The organism is Azospirillum lipoferum, assembly GCF_024170005.1.
Lineage (GTDB): Bacteria > Pseudomonadota > Alphaproteobacteria > Azospirillales > Azospirillaceae > Azospirillum > Azospirillum lipoferum.
In genome coordinates this window covers 186,062-203,356 of sequence record NZ_JALJXJ010000007.1, presented here as the reverse complement: position 1 = coordinate 203,356, position 17,295 = coordinate 186,062, and the positions used below count along the sequence as shown (strand labels likewise).

The window sequence follows — 17,295 nt, the reverse complement described above, 5'->3', positions numbered from 1 at the left end:
GCTTTCGGTTCAGCCCCTATTGACAATGATTGCCCGGCGCCCGCAACGGCGTTCCTCCGGCTTTGATATATTAATATGATAATATAAACAACTTCGAGAATGCAGACAAAGTTAAAGACTGGTTCAAAATGCCGCAGAGCCGCACCTAAGGTGATAGAAAACGTTTTGCGGAATTTTAAAGTAAAAGCCGAAGGGCGGGTGCGGTGATACTTGCACGCTGCGGTCACTGGGCGTCGTCAGAAATGCACGCCGCGGCCACCCTCAGGTCCGCCGCCTGTGCCTCTACCGAATCCCCCTCTGGGGCCACTGAACGGAGAACCGCCGTCACCCGGTATGGAACCCCGCAGATGGCCGGGACTGCCGGACGGGGAGTCCGGCGAGGCGCCGGACGAAGAGGGCGGATTGGCTGCACGGGCGGCACCGGAGGTAGCGCTGCCGCCGGGGCTGGAGTTGGGGTCGGATGTAGGATTGGGGCCGGGGGCAGGGCGCTGTCCGGTGGCCGGGCCGTCATGGGGACCAAGCTGCATCCCCCATCCCGGACGGCTGCGCATGCCGTCGACCGGGCCTTCCGGTCCCTCCATGCCCGGTGCGTCCGGCCCCTGCGGACCATCGGGGCGCATGCCGGCGCGGGCCAGACCGGCGGCGCGGGCGGCGGCATCGGCGCCATCCAGCGACCGGCCGCCCACACGCGGTGCGCCGAAGGACCGGCTGCGATCGATTCCCCCGCCGGAGGTCACCACGCTGTCGATCACCACGCGGGCGGGCGTCGCGGCGCCGTCGGGCCTGTCAATATGCGGGCCGCCGGGAATCGCCGTCTGTCCGGACGCGTCGACATAGGTCTCGATCGACAGGGCATTGACCGTGGTGCCGAAGGGATTGAAGGGGTCGGGCTCCAGCGCCAGGGCAATGGTGGGAGCGGTGCCTGGATCGGGCTTGCCGGCGACGCGCACCATGCTGCCGACCGCCGGCAGGGTGCCGGTCAGGCCACGGCCGCGGGCGAGCGTCAGCCCGGCGACGGTCAGCGCCTTCGGCGTCACGGCGTCGAGCCGCCCGCGCAGCAGCCAGCCGCGCGCCGGCTCCCAGGGATCGACCCGGCTGGCATCGACCACGCCGTCCGGCCGGCGCAGGCCGGAAACCGCGACCCAGCGCCCAGGGGTGAGCGCGGTGGTGCCCTCCGCCTCGGCAAGATCGATGCGCTGGCCCAAGATCAGGGCGCCGCCGGGCGTCGTCCGCTCCACCGGACCGGCGACGGCGTATCGCACGTCCAGCCTGCGGGCGGTCAGGCCGGTCGGCCCGCCGGGAACTGCGGTCATGGCGACCGTCTGGCCGATCCGCACATCGCCGGTCTGCGCCGGCTGGCCTTCGATGCGCACCCCGGTGCTCTGCGGCAGATCGACCCGCAGGCCGTTGACCCAGACGCTGCCGAAGGCGGTGACGGTGCCGATAATACCCGTATTTGCGATCCCCGTTCCGCCGATGCCGCGGTCGGTGACGGCAATGCCGGTGCCGCCGATGCCGCGATCGGCCAGCCCATCATCGCGTGCAGGGGAGAAGGTAGGGCCGCAGCCGGCGGCGGCCAGCATCAGCGTCAGCAGCAGGGTGCGGGCAAGGGGACGGGGCTTGCGGGTCACGATGCGCCTGCTCCCCCGCCGGGTTCGGCATTCTGCGGCGCAGGAGCGGGGGCCTCGTCCTCGTCATAGAGGTAGAGGCCGGCGGTGAAGCGGTGGCTGGCGTCGTCACGGCCGGCGTCGCCATCGGCTAGGTCGGCGGCCATGCGGTTCAACTCGACCAGCATCGCCATGCCCAGACGGTCGGCCTCCTGCCGCAGGGTGGCGATGGAGCCGGGGCTGAGCCGGTCATAGGCGAGCGCGCGCTCCAGGAACGGCGGCGTGCCGCCGGCCAGATTGTGGCCGGACGCCGCCAGATGGTCGGCAAGGTTGCGGCCGTAATAATAGGCGAGCTTGTCCAGGTCGCCGCGCGGCACATGCGCCGCCTCGGCGAGGTCGAGCAACCCGTCGGCGCGTTCGGTCACCAGCCCGGCATGCAGCAGTTCGTCCAGCAGGGCGCGCGGACGGATGTCCTTGCTGATGCCGGTGACCAGCGTCTCAAAGCTGGGCTCATTCCCGGAACTGCGGGGCAGGGGGCGGGGGTGGCCGTCGGCATCGCGGAAGGCGGCGTCGGTCAGCCAGCGGCTCAACACCTGTGCGCCCAGCGAGGGAGCTGCGGCGGCGGCGGCCTCCGCAGCCGGAGGGGCGCTGCGGATCTGGCTGACGTCCTTGCGGTGGACACCGGTCAGCAGGGTGATGCGGCTGTCGGTCATCGGCTTTCCGGGCAGCGCGAAGCCGCGCTCCGCCACTTCGACATACACCGACTTCAACAGGTTCGCCAGCATCGGCCAGGAAATGCCGAAGCCGATCAGCGTCCGCACCAGCGGGACCAGCAGCCGGCGCACCGCCGTCAGCAGCGCCGGTGGCGGTGCCGCCCCGGTGATGCCGGCCCCGGCCATCTGGGCCCCGGTCATTTCGGCCCTTGGGGGGCGGTCTGGTTCGGGGCGGCGGATCGGCACGCGCCTGACACTCCGGCGGTTGGGGGCTGGTTCCATGACCGAGGTGACAATAGCGCGGCGGGAGGGAAAGGGAATCACCTTTTCGCTTGATGTGGGAAATTTTCCCACGCATGATGCCGGCATGCGACGGTCGCCGTGGCTGCGCATTTCCACGAGGGCCGCCAAGGTCCGCAGAGGTCAGGAGCGGCCGCCCGGCCGTAGCCCGCATGAGCCTGTCATCGATCGACCAGACCGCCGGACAGCCCGCCCGCCGGCCCAACCGCGGGGACGCTCCGATCCCTGCCGAGGCACGCGGGGAGCGGAGCCTGCCGTCCGTCCTTTCCTTTCGAACGCGAGCGTCCGACATGGCGTCGTCCATCGCCCGTCACGCGGTCACCAACCGGTCCGCCCTGATCCGCAGCTGCCTGTTCGGGGCGGCGGCGAACCTTCTGGTGGCCGGCAGCGCGCTGTATGCCCGGCCGTTGCAGGACGCCCTTTGGGTCGGCGGCGACGGCGGCAGCCTGCTTCTGCTGGTCGCCGTCGCGCTGAGCCTGTTCGCGCTGCATGCGGTGCTGGATTTCGCCCAGTCGCGGGAACTGGCGCAGCTGGTGCCGCCGGGTGGCGCCGCCGGGTGGCTGGAGCGGCTGTGGGTGCTGGAGGCGGCCTGGGCGCCGGTCCATCTGGCGGTGCTGGCGCTGCTGAACCCGCTGATGGGCGGCATGGCGCTGGCCGGGGTCGCGGCGCTGGCGGCGATGATCGCGCTGGGAGCGACCGGGCCGGCGAACGCCGTCGGCGGGCAATCGCAGCTCGCCCGGCTGGCCGGGGCCGACAGCTTCGGTTGTACCGACGGTTTTCTCGCCGGGCTGGGCTTCTGCGAAACGGTCTATCGGGTGCTGATCGTCGGGCTGGGCGCGGCACTGCTGATGCGCGGCGCCCTGACGCCGGGGCTGTTCGTCGCCGCATCGCTGATCGGCATCGCCGCGATGCGCACCGCCGCCCGCGGCGCCGCCCGCTGGCACGGCGGCCGGCAGGCGGCGGCCGTGCTGATGATGGCCGGGCGGGTGTGACGGTGGGGTTTTAACGTTAGAGAATCCCCTCCCCCCGGGGGGAGAGGGGATTTAAGCTCTCAAATCGCCGGCCAGGCCTCCGCGACCAGGCGGCGGACCTCGTCGGCACTGTCGGTGCCGAGGGCGGCTTCGGCGACGCGTTGGCAATCCTCCAGGCGCAGGGTGCGGATGAAGGCCTTCAGGTCGGCGATCACCGCCGGGGTGGCCGACAGTTCGGTGACGCCCAGCCCGATCAGCAGCGGCGCCGCCATCGGGTCGGAGGCCGAGCCGCCGCACACCGCCACCACCCGGTCGTGGGTCTTCGCCCCCATCACCGCCAGCCGGATCAGCCGCAGCACGCCCGGATGCAGCGCGTCGAGCTGGGCCGCCACATGCGGGTTGCCGCGGTCCATCGCCAGCACATACTGGGTCAGGTCGTTGGTGCCGATCGACAGGAAGTCAGCCACCGCACTGATGCGGTCGGCGATCAGCGCCGCGGCCGGCACCTCGATCATCGCGCCCAGCTCGATCGGTTCGGCACGGCCGAGCCTGGCCCGCTCCTCGTCCACCATCGCCCGCACCGCCTGGAGTTCCGACGGCGAGGCGATCATCGGCACCATGATCCGGCAGACGCCGGCCGGCTTCACCCGCAGGATGGCACGGATCTGGGCGCGCAGAAGCTCCGGCTCGCGCAGGCCGACGCGGACGCCGCGCAGGCCGAGCACCGGGTTCTCCTCCTTCGGCAGCGGCAGGTAGGACAGCGGCTTGTCGCCGCCGACATCCAGCGTGCGGATCACCAGCGGCCGGCCTTCCAGCGCGTCGGCGATCTGCTGGTACTGCTGGTACTGCTCGTCCTCGGTCGGGGCGGACTGGCGTTCCAGGAACAGGAATTCGGTGCGCAGCAGGCCGCAGCCCTCCGCCCCTTCCACCACCGCGCCGGGGGCGTCGCTGACCCGGCCGAGATTGGCGAACACCTCGATCCGGGTGCCGTCGGCCATGCGGCAGTCCTCGCCGGCGATACGGCGGTTCTCCTCGCGCCGGGCGGCACGGGCGGCGACGGCGTTGCGGGTGGTCGCCAGCATGTCCTCCGGCGGGAAGACCAGCAGTTCGCCGCGGTTGCCGTCGATCACCACGGAAGCGCCGTCCGGCACCCGCTCCGCCTGCCGGCCGAGCGCCACCACGGTCGGCACGCCGAGTGCCGCGGCCAGGATGACGGCGTGCGAAGTGGGGCCGCCATGCACCATGCCGATGCCGGCCAGCCGCCCGGCCGGAACACCGGCGAGGTCGGAGGGAAGGATCTCGTCGGCCAGCACGATGCTGCCGGCCGGCAGGTCCGCCAGCCCGACCGCCGGCTCCTTGCCGGACAGGGCGGTCAGCACCTGCTGTTCCAGGTCGCGCAGGTCGGCGGCGCGTTCGGCCATGCGGGGATCGGCGAGGCCGGCCAGCGCATCGGCCTGGAGCCGCGCGGTGCGCTGCCAGGACCATTCGGCGCTCTTGCCGGCGCGGATGTCGGCGAGCGCGCCATCGAGCAGTTCGGGATCTTCCAGGATCTCACGGTGAGCCTGGAAGATGGCGGCATGGTCTGGCATGCGCTGGGCCGACCGGGTCAGGCCGGCGATGACGCGGTCGAGCGCCTGACGCAGCCGAGGCTCCTCGACTTGGCCGCCGGCGCCCTGTTCGACCACGCGAAGGCCGCTGCGGAAGCGGCGGACGACGCTGCCGACCGCCTGTCCGGGCACGGCGATGGTGCCCTTCAGCAGCACTTCCTCGCCGGGGGCGAAGGGCGGGCCGACCTCTTCCTCCGCGGCCGGTTGGGCCGGCGCCGGGGCGGGAGCGGGGGTGGCAACCGGTGCCGCCTGTGCGGCGGCGCCGGCGACGACCGGATCGCCCAGTCCGCCCTCGATCAGCACGGCGATGCTCTCCGCCATGTCCTGGGCGCCGGGGCCGGCGGCGCGCACCGTCAGCCGGTCGCCGAGCAGTGTGCCGAGTCCCATCAGGGCGACGACGCTCTTGGCGTTGGCGCGGCGGTCGCGGCAGTGGATGGTGACGGTTCCGGGATAGGCCTTGGTCGCGGCGACCAGGGCCGCGGCCGGCCGGGCATGCAATCCGCTGGCGATGGGCAGCACGACGATCCGCTCGCCCGTTTCTTCCGCGCCTGCGTCTTCCGAGTCGGGCGCGGCGGGGAGCGCGGCGTCGGCGCCGCTGCCGCCATGGACGGTCATCGCCGGATCGCCGGCGGCGATCTCGCGGTTCACCGACTGGCCCTCGACGGTGAAGCCGTCATTCACGACGACCATCATGCTGACGAGGCTCTGCGCCCGGCTTCCCACCAGATCCATGTCGAAGCTGATCAGGCGGTCGCCGGTCTTTACGGATTGCCCGTCCCGGACATGGGCGGTGAAGCCCTCGCCGTTCAGGCCGACGGTATCGACGCCCAGATGCAGCAGGACCTCCGCCCCGCTGGCGGCGCGGACGGTGCAGGCGTGGCGCGCGCGGTGGACCGACAGCACGGTGCCGTCGCAGGGACTGCGCAACTCGTTCACCGTCGGGTCGATGGCCATGCCGGTTCCGACCAGCCCCTGGGCGAAGGCGGGGTCAGGCACCTCGGCCAGCGGCATGGCCCATCCGGCCAGCGGAGCTGCAAGCGTGATCGCGGTCATGATGATTTGGTCCTCATTCTTAACGCTTCGGCCCTGGCGGGCGATCTCGCGTCGGACGGCCCTGATCCTTGCATGGACGCAGGGGGCATAGCCGCCGGATCGTTTGTATGCGCGCAGACGCCGCATAGCCCAAGCGCAATTCCCGCTATAGATTATCGAAAGTTCCTGTCCGGAAAAGGCGGAAGCCTGCGGCCAATCCGCGCCCCCAAGGGCGCATCCGGGATACGCCGCAAGCCTGTAAACCAACCCATGTTGCCTATGTCGTGAAACCAGCCCGCCGTCCGGGTTGTATTTCCGGTCAGGGCTGACGACGTTGCCGCCGCCGGACAAATTCGGAGAGCCGCCATGGCATTGAACCCCTTTGCGTTTTTACAGAAAATCGGCAAGTCGCTGATGCTTCCGGTGGCGGTGCTTCCCGTCGCCGGCCTGCTGCTGGGCATCGGTGCGGCGAATTTCGAATGGATGCCGCCGCTGCTGTCGATGCTGATGAAGAATTCCGGCGACGTGATCTTCGGCAACCTGCCGCTGATCTTCGCCATCGGCGTGGCGCTGGGCTACACCGAGAATGACGGGGTGTCGGCCATCGCCGCCACCATCGGCTACATCGTGATGCTGGCCACGCTGGGCGTGATGACCGGGGTCTGGGGCATGGAGCCCAAGACCATCATGGGCATCAAGTCGATGGAAACCGGCGTGTTCGGCGGCATCCTGGCCGGCGGTCTGGCGGCGGCGATGTTCAACCGCTTCTACAAGATCACGCTGCCGGCCTATCTGGGATTCTTCGCCGGCAAGCGCTTCGTGCCGATCATCACCGCACTGGCCGCCATCGTCCTGGGCGTCGTCCTGTCGGTGATCTGGCCGCCGATCCAGGGTGGCATCAACAGCTTCTCGCACTGGGCGGCGGTGAACGACCCGCGGATGGCCGCGACCATCTACGGCTTCGTCGAACGGCTGCTGATCCCGTTTGGCCTGCACCATATCTGGAACGTGCCCTTCTTCTTCGAGATCGGGTCCTTCCAGAACGCCGCCGGCCAGATCGTCCATGGCGACATCAACCGCTATTTCGCCGGCGACCCGACCGCCGGCATCCTGTCCGGCGCCTTCCTGTTCAAGATGTTCGGCCTGCCGGCCGCGGCCATCGCCATGTGGCACACCGCCAAGCCGGAGAACCGGGTGCGCGTCGGCGGCATCATGATCTCCGCCGCGCTGACCTCCTTCCTGACCGGCATCACCGAGCCGATCGAGTTCAGCTTCCTGTTCCTGGCGCCGGTCTTGTACCTGATCCATGCGGTGCTGGCGGCGACCTCGCAGTTCATCATGAACTCGCTGGGCGCCCATATGGGCTTCACCTTCTCCCAGGGCGGCATCGACTTCGTGCTGTTCAACGCGCTGAGCCCGCTGTCGCAGAAATGGTGGCTGGTGCTGATCCTCGGGCCGGTCTACGCCGCGATCTATTACGTCGTGTTCCGCTACACCATCCTGGCGCTGAACCTGAAGACGCCGGGCCGCGAGGACGCGACGGAAGAGGGCGCCAGCGCCGCCACCGGCAGCGAACGGGCGCGCGACCTCGTGCTGGCCTTCGGCGGGCGGGGCAACATCGGCAGCCTGGACGCCTGCATCACCCGCCTGCGCGTGGTGGTGAAGGATCCGGCCCGTGTCGACGAGGGCAAGCTGCGCAGCATGGGCGCGTCGGGCGTCCTGCGGGTACGCGACAGCGTGCAGGCGGTGTTCGGAACCCTGTCGGAGAATCTGAAGACCGAGATGCAGGAGTATCTGCACAGCGCCGGCGCGGAAGCCGATGGTCCGGCCGCCGTCGCGGCCCCGGTGGCGGCGAAGCCGGTTTCCGCTCCGGCCGCGGCCCCCGTACCGGCCGATCGCGCCGCCCGCATCGCCGAGGCGCTGGGCGGAGCCGGCAACATCAGGGAACTGGCCGCCTTCGCCACCACCCGCCTGCGGGTCGAGCTGGGTGACGCCGGCAAGGCGAATGCCGAGGCGCTGAAGGGGGCTGGCGTGCGCGCGGTGATGGGGTATGGCGCCAACGGCCTCGACCTGATCGTCGGCAACGACGCCGATGCGCTGGCCGGTGCGATGACCGGCCTGCTGCCGGGCGGACGGCGCGCCGCGGAATAGCGGATCCCCTATCTGGTATCTGAGTGGTTTTATCAGGCGGCGCGACCTTTCCCGGGTCGCGCCGCTTTTCTTTTCCGCATTGCAGCGGCTCCCGTGAGTGCGGTTGTGATGCGATTCCACCAATGGACGCTGGCCTCCGGCGCAAGAAGGTCTTACATTGGTATCTATACCAGCCAATCACGAGCGCCGCCATGACCGATCAGGGCAATCCAGATTTCAAAGCGTCCCGCCCCACTCCCCTGACGACGCCCCTTATGGCATTGGAGGCGGCGGAGGCTCCCGCCGTGGTGGCCCGGCAGATCGAGCGCTGCGGCGCCGGCTTCGCCGAATTGGGCGAGCGCCTGCGCCGCGAGCCGCCGCGCTTCGTCGTCACCTGTGCCCGCGGCAGTTCCGACCATGCCTCGGCCTACGGCAAATATCTGATCGAGACGCGGATCGGCCGGGCGGTGGCCTCCATCGGGCCGTCGATCGCCTCGGTCTATGGCGGGCGTCTGGAGTTGGAAGGCGCGCTGTTCGTCGCCGTGTCGCAGTCGGGACGCAGCCCGGACCTGCTGCGGCTGGTGGAGGCGGCGAAGGCCGGCGGCGCGCTGGTGGTCGGCTTCGTCAATGCGGAGGATTCGCCATTGGCGGAGATGTGCGACCATTTCCTGCCGCTGGCCGCCGGGCCGGAGCGGAGCGTCGCCGCGACCAAGTCCTGCATCGCCTCGCTCGCCGCCTATCTGCAACTGGTGGCGCACTGGCAGGACGATCCGGCCTTGAAGGCGACCCTGGCGGCCCTGCCCGGCACGCTGGAGGCAGCCAAGGGGCTGGACTGGAAGCCGGCGCTGATGCCGCTCGCCACCGCACGGAACCTTTATGTGCTGGGGCGCGGGGTCGGTTTCGGCGCGGCGCTGGAGATGGCGCTGAAATTCAAGGAGACCTGCCGCCTGCATGCCGAGGCCTTCAGCGCGGCGGAGGTGGTCCACGGCCCGCTGGCGCTGGTCGGCCCCGGCTTTCCGGTGCTGGCCCTGACCCAGGCCGACGCGGCGGAACCGCACACCCGCGCGGTGGTGGAGCGCATCGTCGGGCTGGGTGCCAGCGTCGCCACCACCGAAGCCGGGCTTGCAGGAACCGCCCTGCTGCCCAGCCTGCCGGGCATCGCGCCGGAGGCGGCACCGCTGGCGGCATTGCAGAGCTTCTATGGCGCGGTCTATGAACTGGCGCTGGCCCGCGGCATCGACCCCGACAGCCCGCCCAACCTTGCCAAAGTGACGAAGACCGTCTGATGCGACAGCTCCTGACCGGTGCCCGGATTTTCACGGGCGAGACCATCCTCGACGGCCGCAGCCTGCTGGTCGAGGATGGCCGCATCCTTGACATCGTCGCCCTCGGACGTACTCCGCCGGATGTCGGCCGGACGGTGGCGCTGGAGGCGGGCGACCTGCTGGCGCCCGGCTTTATCGACATCCAGGTCAATGGCGGCGGCGGCGTGCTGTTCAACGAGCAGCCGACGCCGGAGGCGACGCTCGCCATCGCCGCGGCGCACCGGCGCTTCGGCACCACCGGGCTGCTGCCGACCATCATCACCGACACCCCCGACTGCCACCGGTCCGCCGCCGAGGCGGCGGTGAAGGCGGTGGCGCAGCCGGGCAGCGGCGTGCTGGGCATCCATTTCGAAGGTCCCTTCATCAGCCCGCAGCGGGTGGGTGCGCATGATCCGCGCTTCGTCCGTGCGCCGGACGAGGGCGATCTGGACTTCATCGGCGGGCTGCCGGCGCGGATGCCGGGCGGGCGGGTGCTGCTGACGCTGGCGCCGGAATGCGTCGAGGATGCGGCGCTGTCGCGGCTGATGGCCGCCGGGGTGATCCTGTCGGTCGGCCACACCATGGCGAGCGCCGAGCGGGTGGTCGAGGCCTTCGATCTCGGCGTGCGCGGGGTGACCCACCTCTACAACGCCATGCCCGGCATCGCCAACCGCCAGCCCGGTCCGGCCGGCGCGGCGCTGGGCGACGGGCGGCCCTGGTGCGGGCTGATCGCGGACGGTTATCACGTTCATCCGCTGATGATGCGGGCGGCGCTGGCCGCCCGGCCGCGCGGGCGGATGATGCTGGTGACCGACGCGATGCCGCCGACCGGCACCGATGCCGACAGCTTCGAGCTGAACGGACGGACGATCTACCGGCGCGACGGCCGGCTGGTGCTGGCCGACGGGACGCTGGCGGGGGCCGATCTCGACATGGCGACGGCGGTGCGCAATGCGGGGGCGCTGATCGGCCTGCCGCTGGAGGAGTCGCTGCGGATGGCGTCGCTCTATCCGGCGGAGTTCCTGGGCATGGCGGGTGAGCGCGGCCGCATCGCGCCGGGCTGGCGGGCGGATCTGGTGCTGCTGCGGCCGGATTTGACGGTGAAAGGAACCTGGGTGGAGGGGGAGTGGCGGGGGGCCTGAAGCTGGCGATGCCTCCCACCTGACCTCTCCTGTCGGACGGAGGAGGTCAGGTGAGGGACTAACGCCGCAAGGATCACCCACCCACCGCCACGATCTCCAGCCCATCCTCGTCCACCCGCACCCGCAGGGCGGTCAGGTCGGGCAGGGACAGGTTGCCGTCCAACTCCTCGGCCGGCAGCGTCGTGGTCAGCCCGATCACCCAGGCGCCGGCCGCGTTGCCGGCCGCCAACCCCGCCGGGGCGTCCTCGAACACCACGGTCTCGCGCGGGTCGAAGCCCAGCCTTTCGGCGGCGGTGCGGTAGCCCTCGGGGTGGGGCTTGCCGTGGGTGACCATGTCGGCGCCGATCAGCAGGTCGGGCAGGGGCAGGCCGGCCTGGGCGATGCGCTTCCTGGCCATGTCCCGCGGGGCGGAGGTCACCACCGCCCAGCGGTGGCGCGGCAGCGCTTGCAGAAGCTCCAGCGCGCCGGGGACAGCGCGCACGCCTTCGGTATCGTTGGTGTAGCATTCCTCCACCAGCCGCACCTCCTCGTCGATGTCGGCACCGGCGGGGGCGAAGCGGCGGACGGTCTCGATGCTGCGGACGCCGTGGCAGACGGCCAGGATGGCGTCGGGATCCAGGTCGTGCCGGGCGGCCCAGCTGCGCCAGGAGCGCTCCACGGGACCCTTGGTGTCGATCAGGGTGCCGTCCATGTCGAACAGGATGGCGCGGACACGGAACGGGGTATCAAGGGCAGGCTTCATCGCGCGCTCTCGTCAGGATTTTTCTGCGTGGGAAGGATCGGTCCGGAAGGGATCAGACCAGCGACAGCTCCACGACGAAGTCATAGGCGTCGCCGCGATAGTGGGAACGGACGAACTCCAGTGGACTTCCGTTCTCCAGGAAGGTGCGGCGCTCAATGTAGAGGGCCGGGGCGCCGTCCGGAACCCCTAGAAGCACCGCCTGATCCGCCGGCAGGCGAATGGCAGACAAGCGTTGCAGTGCACGGAAAGGCGGGTGGCCGCGCCCGCGCAGGGTCTCGTACAGGGAACCCTGCACCAGATCGGGGTCGGGCAGGACGCTGGCCGGCAGGGCGCTGAGTTCGATGGCGAGCGGGGTGCCGTCGGCCAGCCGCAGCCGGTGCAGCCGCACCACCTCCGCCCCCGGCCGCAGACCAAGCGCCATCGCCTCCTCCGGCGTCGCGGTGGCGACGGAGCGGCCGAGCCAGCGCGACTCCGGCTTCAGTCCGCGCCCGCCGATATCCTCGGTGAAGCTGGTCAGGGCGGACAGCCGCTGTTCCACATGGGGGCTGCGGTTGATGAAGGTGCCGGCGCCCTGGCGCTGGTGCAGCAGCCCCTCCGCGATCAGTTCGCGCAGAGCCTTGCGCACGGTGACGCGAGACACCCCGAAGGTTTCCGCCAGCTCCCGCTCGCCGGGAAGGGCGTCCTGGTCGGTCAGCCGGCCTTCGACGATCAGCGACCGCAGATGCCGGGCCAGCTGGAGATACAGCGGCAGGGGCAGGGCATCCGACAGGGCGGTCGGGTCGAACGGGGCCGCGGCGGCGGCAGTGGACATCGGCAACCACTCCAGTGCTCCGGGACCGGCATGATACCACTGAAAGTCCTTTGGGCAACAGTCGCCGGACGGCATGTGGCGGAACACGCACGATTACACGCACGATTGTGACCGTTTTCAGATTGCGGAATGTCCGGATTTTGGTATTCTGCGCATACAGTCCAATCTAATACCACCCACCTCCGGGTTAGATGCCGGAGCGACAGCGGAGCCGGAACGATGGCGGGCGGCACGGAAGATGCGGCGAACCGGTACAGCCGGCTGGACGTGTGGCCGGCCGCCGAGCTGATGACGGCGCTGTGGGAGGGGCAGACGCGCGCGCTCGCCGCCTGCGCTCCGGCACTGCCGCCGGTCGCCGCCGCCGTGGAGGCCGCGGCGGAGCGTCTGGCCGACGGGCGCGGGCGGCTGGTCTATGCCGGCGCCGGGTCGTCGGCGATGGTCGCTGCACTCGACGGGCTGGACCTGGGTCCGACCTTCGACTGGCCGGCGGAGCGGCTGGTGCTGCTGATCGCCGGCGGGCTCGACCTGTCGCGCGGGCTGGCCGGGGCGGCGGAGGATGACGAGGGAGCCGGCCGCGCCGACGCCGGGCGGGCGGGGGTTTCCGCCGCCGACGTGGTGGTCGGGCTGTCGGCCAGCGGCGCCAGCGCCTACACCGTCGGCGTCCTGCGCGCCGCGCGGGAGGCGGGGGCACTGACCATGGGCATCGCCAGCAGCGCAGGCTCGCCCCTGCTCGACGCGGTCGAGCATCCGGTGCTGACCGCGACGGGGGCGGAGGTGATCGCCGGCTCCACCCGGCTCGGCGCCGGCACCGCGCAGAAGGTGGTGCTGAACCTGTTTTCGACCGGCGTCATGACGGCGCTCGGCAATGTCTATGACAACCTGATGATCAATGTCCGGCCGGAGAACGCCAAGCTCCGCCGCCGCTGCACCGCCATGGTCGCGCGCATCGCGCATGTGGACGAGGAGGCGGCCGGTGCGGCGCTGGAGCGGCATGGCGACGTGCGCCGCGCCGTTCTGGGGCTGGCCGGGCTGGACAGTCCGGAGATCGACCGGCTGCTGGCCGAAACCGGCGGCAATCTGCGCAAGGCGATGGATCGGGCAAAAGCCATCGCCGTCAAAGAGACCTGAGGGAAAAGCGGAAGAGGGGCGGTGGCGCTTGGAGTGTGATCGCTTGAAGCGATCACACGGAAAAACAAAAGCTTAGAGGCGCCAACCGCCCGACCATCAACCATCCTGCCGGCCCGGCCGTCTGATGCCGAGGCCCGTTACACTGGGAGACGTCCGAATGTCTGCTGATCGTTTGTCGGGCGACCGTTTTTCGGGCGTCCAGAGGCTTGGGCGAGCGCTGATGCTGCCGATCGCCGTGCTGCCCATCGCCGGGCTGCTGCTGCGCATCGGCCAGCCCGACCTGCTGAACATCGCCTTCATCGCCGCGGCCGGTGACGCCGTCTTCTCCAACCTGGGCGTCCTGTTCGCCGTCGGCATCGCCATCGGCTTCGCCCGCGAGAACCATGGGGCCGCCGGTCTGGCCGGCGCCGTCGGCTATTTCGTCGCGGTGAAGGGGGCCGTGGTACTGAGCGGCGTCGCACCGGAGCTGGTGGCGAAGATGTCCAGCCGCATCAGCATCCCGGTCGGCATCCTGATCGGCATCATCGCCGGCCAGCTCTACAACAAATACAAGGACATCAAGCTGCCGGACTATCTCGCCTTCTTCGGCGGGCGGCGCTTCGTGCCCATCGTCACCGGTCTGGCCGCACTCGGCATCGCGCTGGTCTTCGGCTATGGCTGGCCCATCGTCGATTCAGGCCTGACCGCGCTGACCACCGGCGTGCTGGGGCTGGGCAAATTCGGCCTGTTCCTCTACGGCGTGCTGAACCGCATCCTGATCATCACCGGCCTGCACCACATCATCAACAACATCGCCTGGTTCCTGCTGGGCGATTACCAGGGCGTCACCGGCGACCTGAACCGCTTCTTCAAGGGTGACCCGACGGCCGGCGCCTTCATGGCCGGCTTCTTCCCGGTGATGATGTTCGGCCTGCCGGCCGCCTGCCTTGCCATGTACCACACCGCCAAGCCGCAGAACCGGGCGGCGGTCGGCGGCGTGCTGCTGTCGATGGCGCTGACCGCCTTCCTGACCGGCGTGACCGAGCCGGTGGAATTCGCCTTCATGTTCCTGGCCCCGGCGCTGTTCGCCGTCCATGCCGTGCTGACCGGCCTGTCGATGGTGCTGATGGACGTGCTGAACGTGAAGCTGGGCTTCGGCTTCTCGGCCGGTCTGTTCGATTATGTGCTGAATTACGGCAAGGCGACCAACCCGATCCTGCTGCTGCCGGTCGGTGCCGCCTACTTCGCCATCTATTACGGGCTGTTCCGCTTCGTCATCCAGCGCTTCGACCTGAAGACGCTGGGCCGCGACGACATCGCCATCCCCGCCGGTCAGGCGCCGGCCGCCACCGGTGTCCGTGTCGCCAGTGCCGGCATCGCGCCGGTCAGCGACCGGGCCGGCGCCTATGTCGCCGCACTCGGCGGGGCGGGCAACCTGCGTTCGGTGGAGGCCTGCACCACCCGCCTGCGCCTGAGCGTCGCCGACGCCAGCCGGGTGAACGAGGTGGAGCTGAAGCGGATCGGCGCCCGCGGCGTGGTGAAGCCGTCGGCCAACTCGGTCCAGGTGATCGTCGGCCCGATCGCCGACCAGCTGGCCGGTGAGATCCAGGACTCGCTGAACGCGTCGGCGGGCGAGCGGGTCTGAACGAAGGCACGTCGTTCGGTTCATAAAAAAAGCCCCGGCTTCGTTGCGAAGCCGGGGCTTTTGCGTTTTCGGCACCTGCCCCGTCAGGCCGGCTCCGGTTCGTCGGCGAAGATCGCCTTCAGGTCGATGCGGGTGTCGGTCTTCGTCTCCAGATCCAGCTGCCGTTCGACCTCGTCGAGATGCTCGATCATCAGCGTCGTCGCCTCGCCGGGACGGTTGCCGATCAGGGCGGCGATCAGGCGGCGGTGATCGTCGGCGGAGCAGGTGTGCGACGACCGCCGCTCGAAGGCCGCGATGGCGAGGCTGGAGCGGTCGATCAGGTCGGTCAGAATGCCGGCCAGCGTCGCGTTGCCGGCGAATTCGGCCAGCAGCAGATGGAACTGGCCGGACAGGCGGATCATCGCCTTGCGGTCGGCGGCGCGCTCCGCCGCATCCTCCAGCGCGCCATGGTCGCGCAGCTTCTCCAGCATGTCGTCGGGCAGCGGGCGCGGCAGCCGTTCCAGCCGGTCCATGATCGCGCGTTCGATCACCCGTCGCGCCTCGAACACCTCGCGTGCCTCTTTCGGCGTCGGCTTGGCGACGAAGGCGCCGCGGTTGGGGATCAGCGTCACCACCCGCCGCTGCGCCAGCAGAAGCAGCACCTTGCGCACCCGTTCGCGGCTGACGCCGAAGGCCTCCGCCAGGCTCTCCTCCGTCAGCTTGGTGCCGGGCGGCAGGCGGCGATCGGCGATCGCCTCCCCGATGCTGCGGACGATGCGGGCTTCGGCACTGTTGCGCGCGGCATTGCGGGGGAGGGGCGTGCGGCGGGCTGGCTTGGCGGGGGCGGCGGTTGTCATGGGTGGGGGAAGTGCTTTTGTCGGTGTGCGGGAAGCGCACCGCAGATTGTGCACAAAGCGGGCCAGAGGTGGAACCTCAATCGGCTGGGCGAGACCACGATGAGGGACGCAGCTCGGTTTGCCCAAAACGACGGCAATGCGCCAAACCCCTGCACAAATGCCGCGCTTTTGCGCAATAAGGCACCGGGGAACCGGTTGTTTTCCGCCATCCAGCCGCTGGCACGCGGCATGCAGAAGGCGAACCGGTCACAAACGACCGAGCCGATTGTGCACAATTCTGGAGGCCATCCGATGACAGCGGGTTCGACGGTCGAGCTGGTGAAGCTGCGCAAGGCCTATGGCGGGACCGTGGCGGTGGATGGCATCGATCTGCGGATCGCCGCCGGCTCCTATTGCTGCCTGCTGGGGCCGAGCGGCTGCGGCAAGACCTCCACCCTGCGGATGATCGCCGGGCACGAGGACATCACCGACGGCGACCTGCTGATCGGCGATGCGGTGGTGAACGACGACCCGCCGGCCAAGCGCGGCACGGCGATGATGTTCCAGAGCTACGCCCTGTTCCCGCATCTGGACTGCACCGACAACGTCGCCTTCAGCCTGAAGATGAAGGGCGTGGCGAAGGAGGAGCGGCGGCGGCGCGCGGCCGGGATGCTCGACCTCGTCGACATGGGCAAATATGCCGGCCGCCTGCCGTCGCAGCTGTCGGGCGGGCAGCAGCAGCGCGTGGCGCTGGCCCGCGCGCTGATCACCCGGCCGGGCGTGCTTCTGCTGGACGAACCGCTGTCGGCGCTCGACCCCTTCCTGCGCGTGCGCATGCGGGAGGAATTGAAGCGCCTGCACCGCGACATCGGCATCACCTTCATCCACGTCACCCACAGCCAGACCGAGGCGATGGCACTGGCCGACCTCGCCGTGGTGATGAACCAGGGCCGGATCGAACAGGCCGGCCCGCCGCGCGAGCTGTTCACCCAGCCGCGCACCGCCTTCGTCGCCCGCTTCATCGGCGGCCACAATGTGATCGAGGCCGGTGCGATCGGGATCGGCGACGCCGCTCGCTGCGCCGTGCGCGCCGACCGTATCCAACTGGGCGGTGCCGACCTGCCGACCGAGATCCAGGTGGAGGGCACGGTGCGCTCGCTGGAGTATCACGGCGCCTCCGTCCATCTCAGCCTCGACGTCGCCGGTGCCGACGAGTTCGCCGTCGTGCTGGACGAGGCCCGCTATTTCGACGCGCCTGTCGGCGTGGGCGACCATGTCCACGCCGGATGGAGCCGCCGCGACGTCCACCCGCTGGTGGCGTGACGCTCTTTAAACACCGCTCATCAAAAAACAACACGACGAACAGACT

General features: G+C 69.9%; 13 protein-coding genes. 7 read left to right on the top strand and 6 right to left on the bottom strand.

Annotated elements, in window-relative coordinates; genetic code table 11:
• Positions 1–236: 236 nt before the first annotated feature.
• Complete coding sequence (locus J2848_RS17200; protein WP_149232261.1) at positions 237–1,631, bottom strand: DUF5666 domain-containing protein; 1,395 nt, start codon at positions 1,629–1,631, stop codon at positions 237–239.
• A complete protein-coding gene (locus tag J2848_RS17195) occupies positions 1,628–2,521 on the bottom strand; it encodes a DUF6502 family protein (protein ID WP_246193944.1) in 894 nt (297 codons plus the stop codon). The genes J2848_RS17200 and J2848_RS17195 overlap by 4 nt, the downstream gene beginning before the upstream one ends.
• Before the next feature lie 389 nt (positions 2,522–2,910).
• On the opposite strand from J2848_RS17195, the gene J2848_RS17190 reads away from it, so the two are divergent.
• A complete protein-coding gene (locus J2848_RS17190; protein WP_149232262.1) occupies positions 2,911–3,612 on the top strand; it encodes a hypothetical protein in 702 nt (233 codons plus the stop codon).
• A 59-nt stretch (positions 3,613–3,671) separates the two neighbouring features.
• Here the strand turns inward: J2848_RS17190 and ptsP are convergent, their stop codons facing one another.
• Positions 3,672–6,251, bottom strand: a complete 2,580-nt coding sequence (ptsP, locus tag J2848_RS17185) for a phosphoenolpyruvate--protein phosphotransferase (RefSeq protein ID WP_149232263.1) — start codon at positions 6,249–6,251, stop codon at positions 3,672–3,674.
• Between the two features lie 345 nt (positions 6,252–6,596).
• On the opposite strand from ptsP, the gene ptsG reads away from it, so the two are divergent.
• The 3 genes from ptsG (at position 6,597) to nagA (ending at position 10,806) form a co-directional block, all read left to right on the top strand.
• Complete coding sequence (gene ptsG / locus J2848_RS17180) at positions 6,597–8,381, top strand: PTS glucose transporter subunit IIBC (protein WP_149232264.1); 1,785 nt, start codon at positions 6,597–6,599, stop codon at positions 8,379–8,381.
• A 191-nt stretch (positions 8,382–8,572) separates the two neighbouring features.
• A complete protein-coding gene (locus J2848_RS17175) occupies positions 8,573–9,646 on the top strand; it encodes an SIS domain-containing protein (RefSeq protein ID WP_149232265.1) in 1,074 nt (357 codons plus the stop codon).
• Entirely contained in the window at positions 9,646–10,806 is a 1,161-nt protein-coding gene (nagA, locus tag J2848_RS17170; RefSeq protein ID WP_149232266.1) for an N-acetylglucosamine-6-phosphate deacetylase, read from the top strand. The genes J2848_RS17175 and nagA overlap by 1 nt, the downstream gene beginning before the upstream one ends.
• A gap of 73 nt (positions 10,807–10,879) precedes the next feature.
• Here nagA and J2848_RS17165 read toward each other — a convergent pair whose 3' ends face one another.
• A complete protein-coding gene (locus tag J2848_RS17165) occupies positions 10,880–11,548 on the bottom strand; it encodes an HAD-IA family hydrolase (RefSeq protein WP_149232267.1) in 669 nt (222 codons plus the stop codon).
• Between the two features lie 52 nt (positions 11,549–11,600).
• Positions 11,601–12,359 (bottom strand): GntR family transcriptional regulator, encoded by a 759-nt coding sequence (locus J2848_RS17160; RefSeq protein ID WP_149232268.1) that lies wholly within the window; start codon positions 12,357–12,359, stop codon positions 11,601–11,603.
• A gap of 219 nt (positions 12,360–12,578) precedes the next feature.
• Here J2848_RS17160 and J2848_RS17155 point away from each other — a divergent pair, with 219 nt between their 5' ends.
• The gene (locus J2848_RS17155) at positions 12,579–13,487 is read left to right on the top strand and encodes an N-acetylmuramic acid 6-phosphate etherase (RefSeq protein ID WP_149232269.1); all 909 of its coding nucleotides are present in this window, start codon (positions 12,579–12,581) and stop codon (positions 13,485–13,487) included.
• A 157-nt stretch (positions 13,488–13,644) separates the two neighbouring features.
• Positions 13,645–15,111: an N-acetylglucosamine-specific PTS transporter subunit IIBC gene (nagE, locus tag J2848_RS17150; RefSeq protein ID WP_149232270.1), complete on the top strand. Its 1,467-nt coding sequence runs from the start codon at positions 13,645–13,647 to the stop codon at positions 15,109–15,111.
• 83 nt (positions 15,112–15,194) lie between these two features.
• Here nagE and J2848_RS17145 read toward each other — a convergent pair whose 3' ends face one another.
• Positions 15,195–15,947, bottom strand: a complete 753-nt coding sequence (locus J2848_RS17145; protein ID WP_149232271.1) for a GntR family transcriptional regulator — start codon at positions 15,945–15,947, stop codon at positions 15,195–15,197.
• A 291-nt stretch (positions 15,948–16,238) separates the two neighbouring features.
• Between J2848_RS17145 and J2848_RS17140 the strand changes: the two genes are divergently transcribed.
• Positions 16,239–17,249, top strand: coding sequence for an ABC transporter ATP-binding protein (locus tag J2848_RS17140; protein WP_149232272.1), 1,011 nt, complete (start codon positions 16,239–16,241; stop codon positions 17,247–17,249).
• Positions 17,250–17,295: the final 46 nt, after the last annotated feature.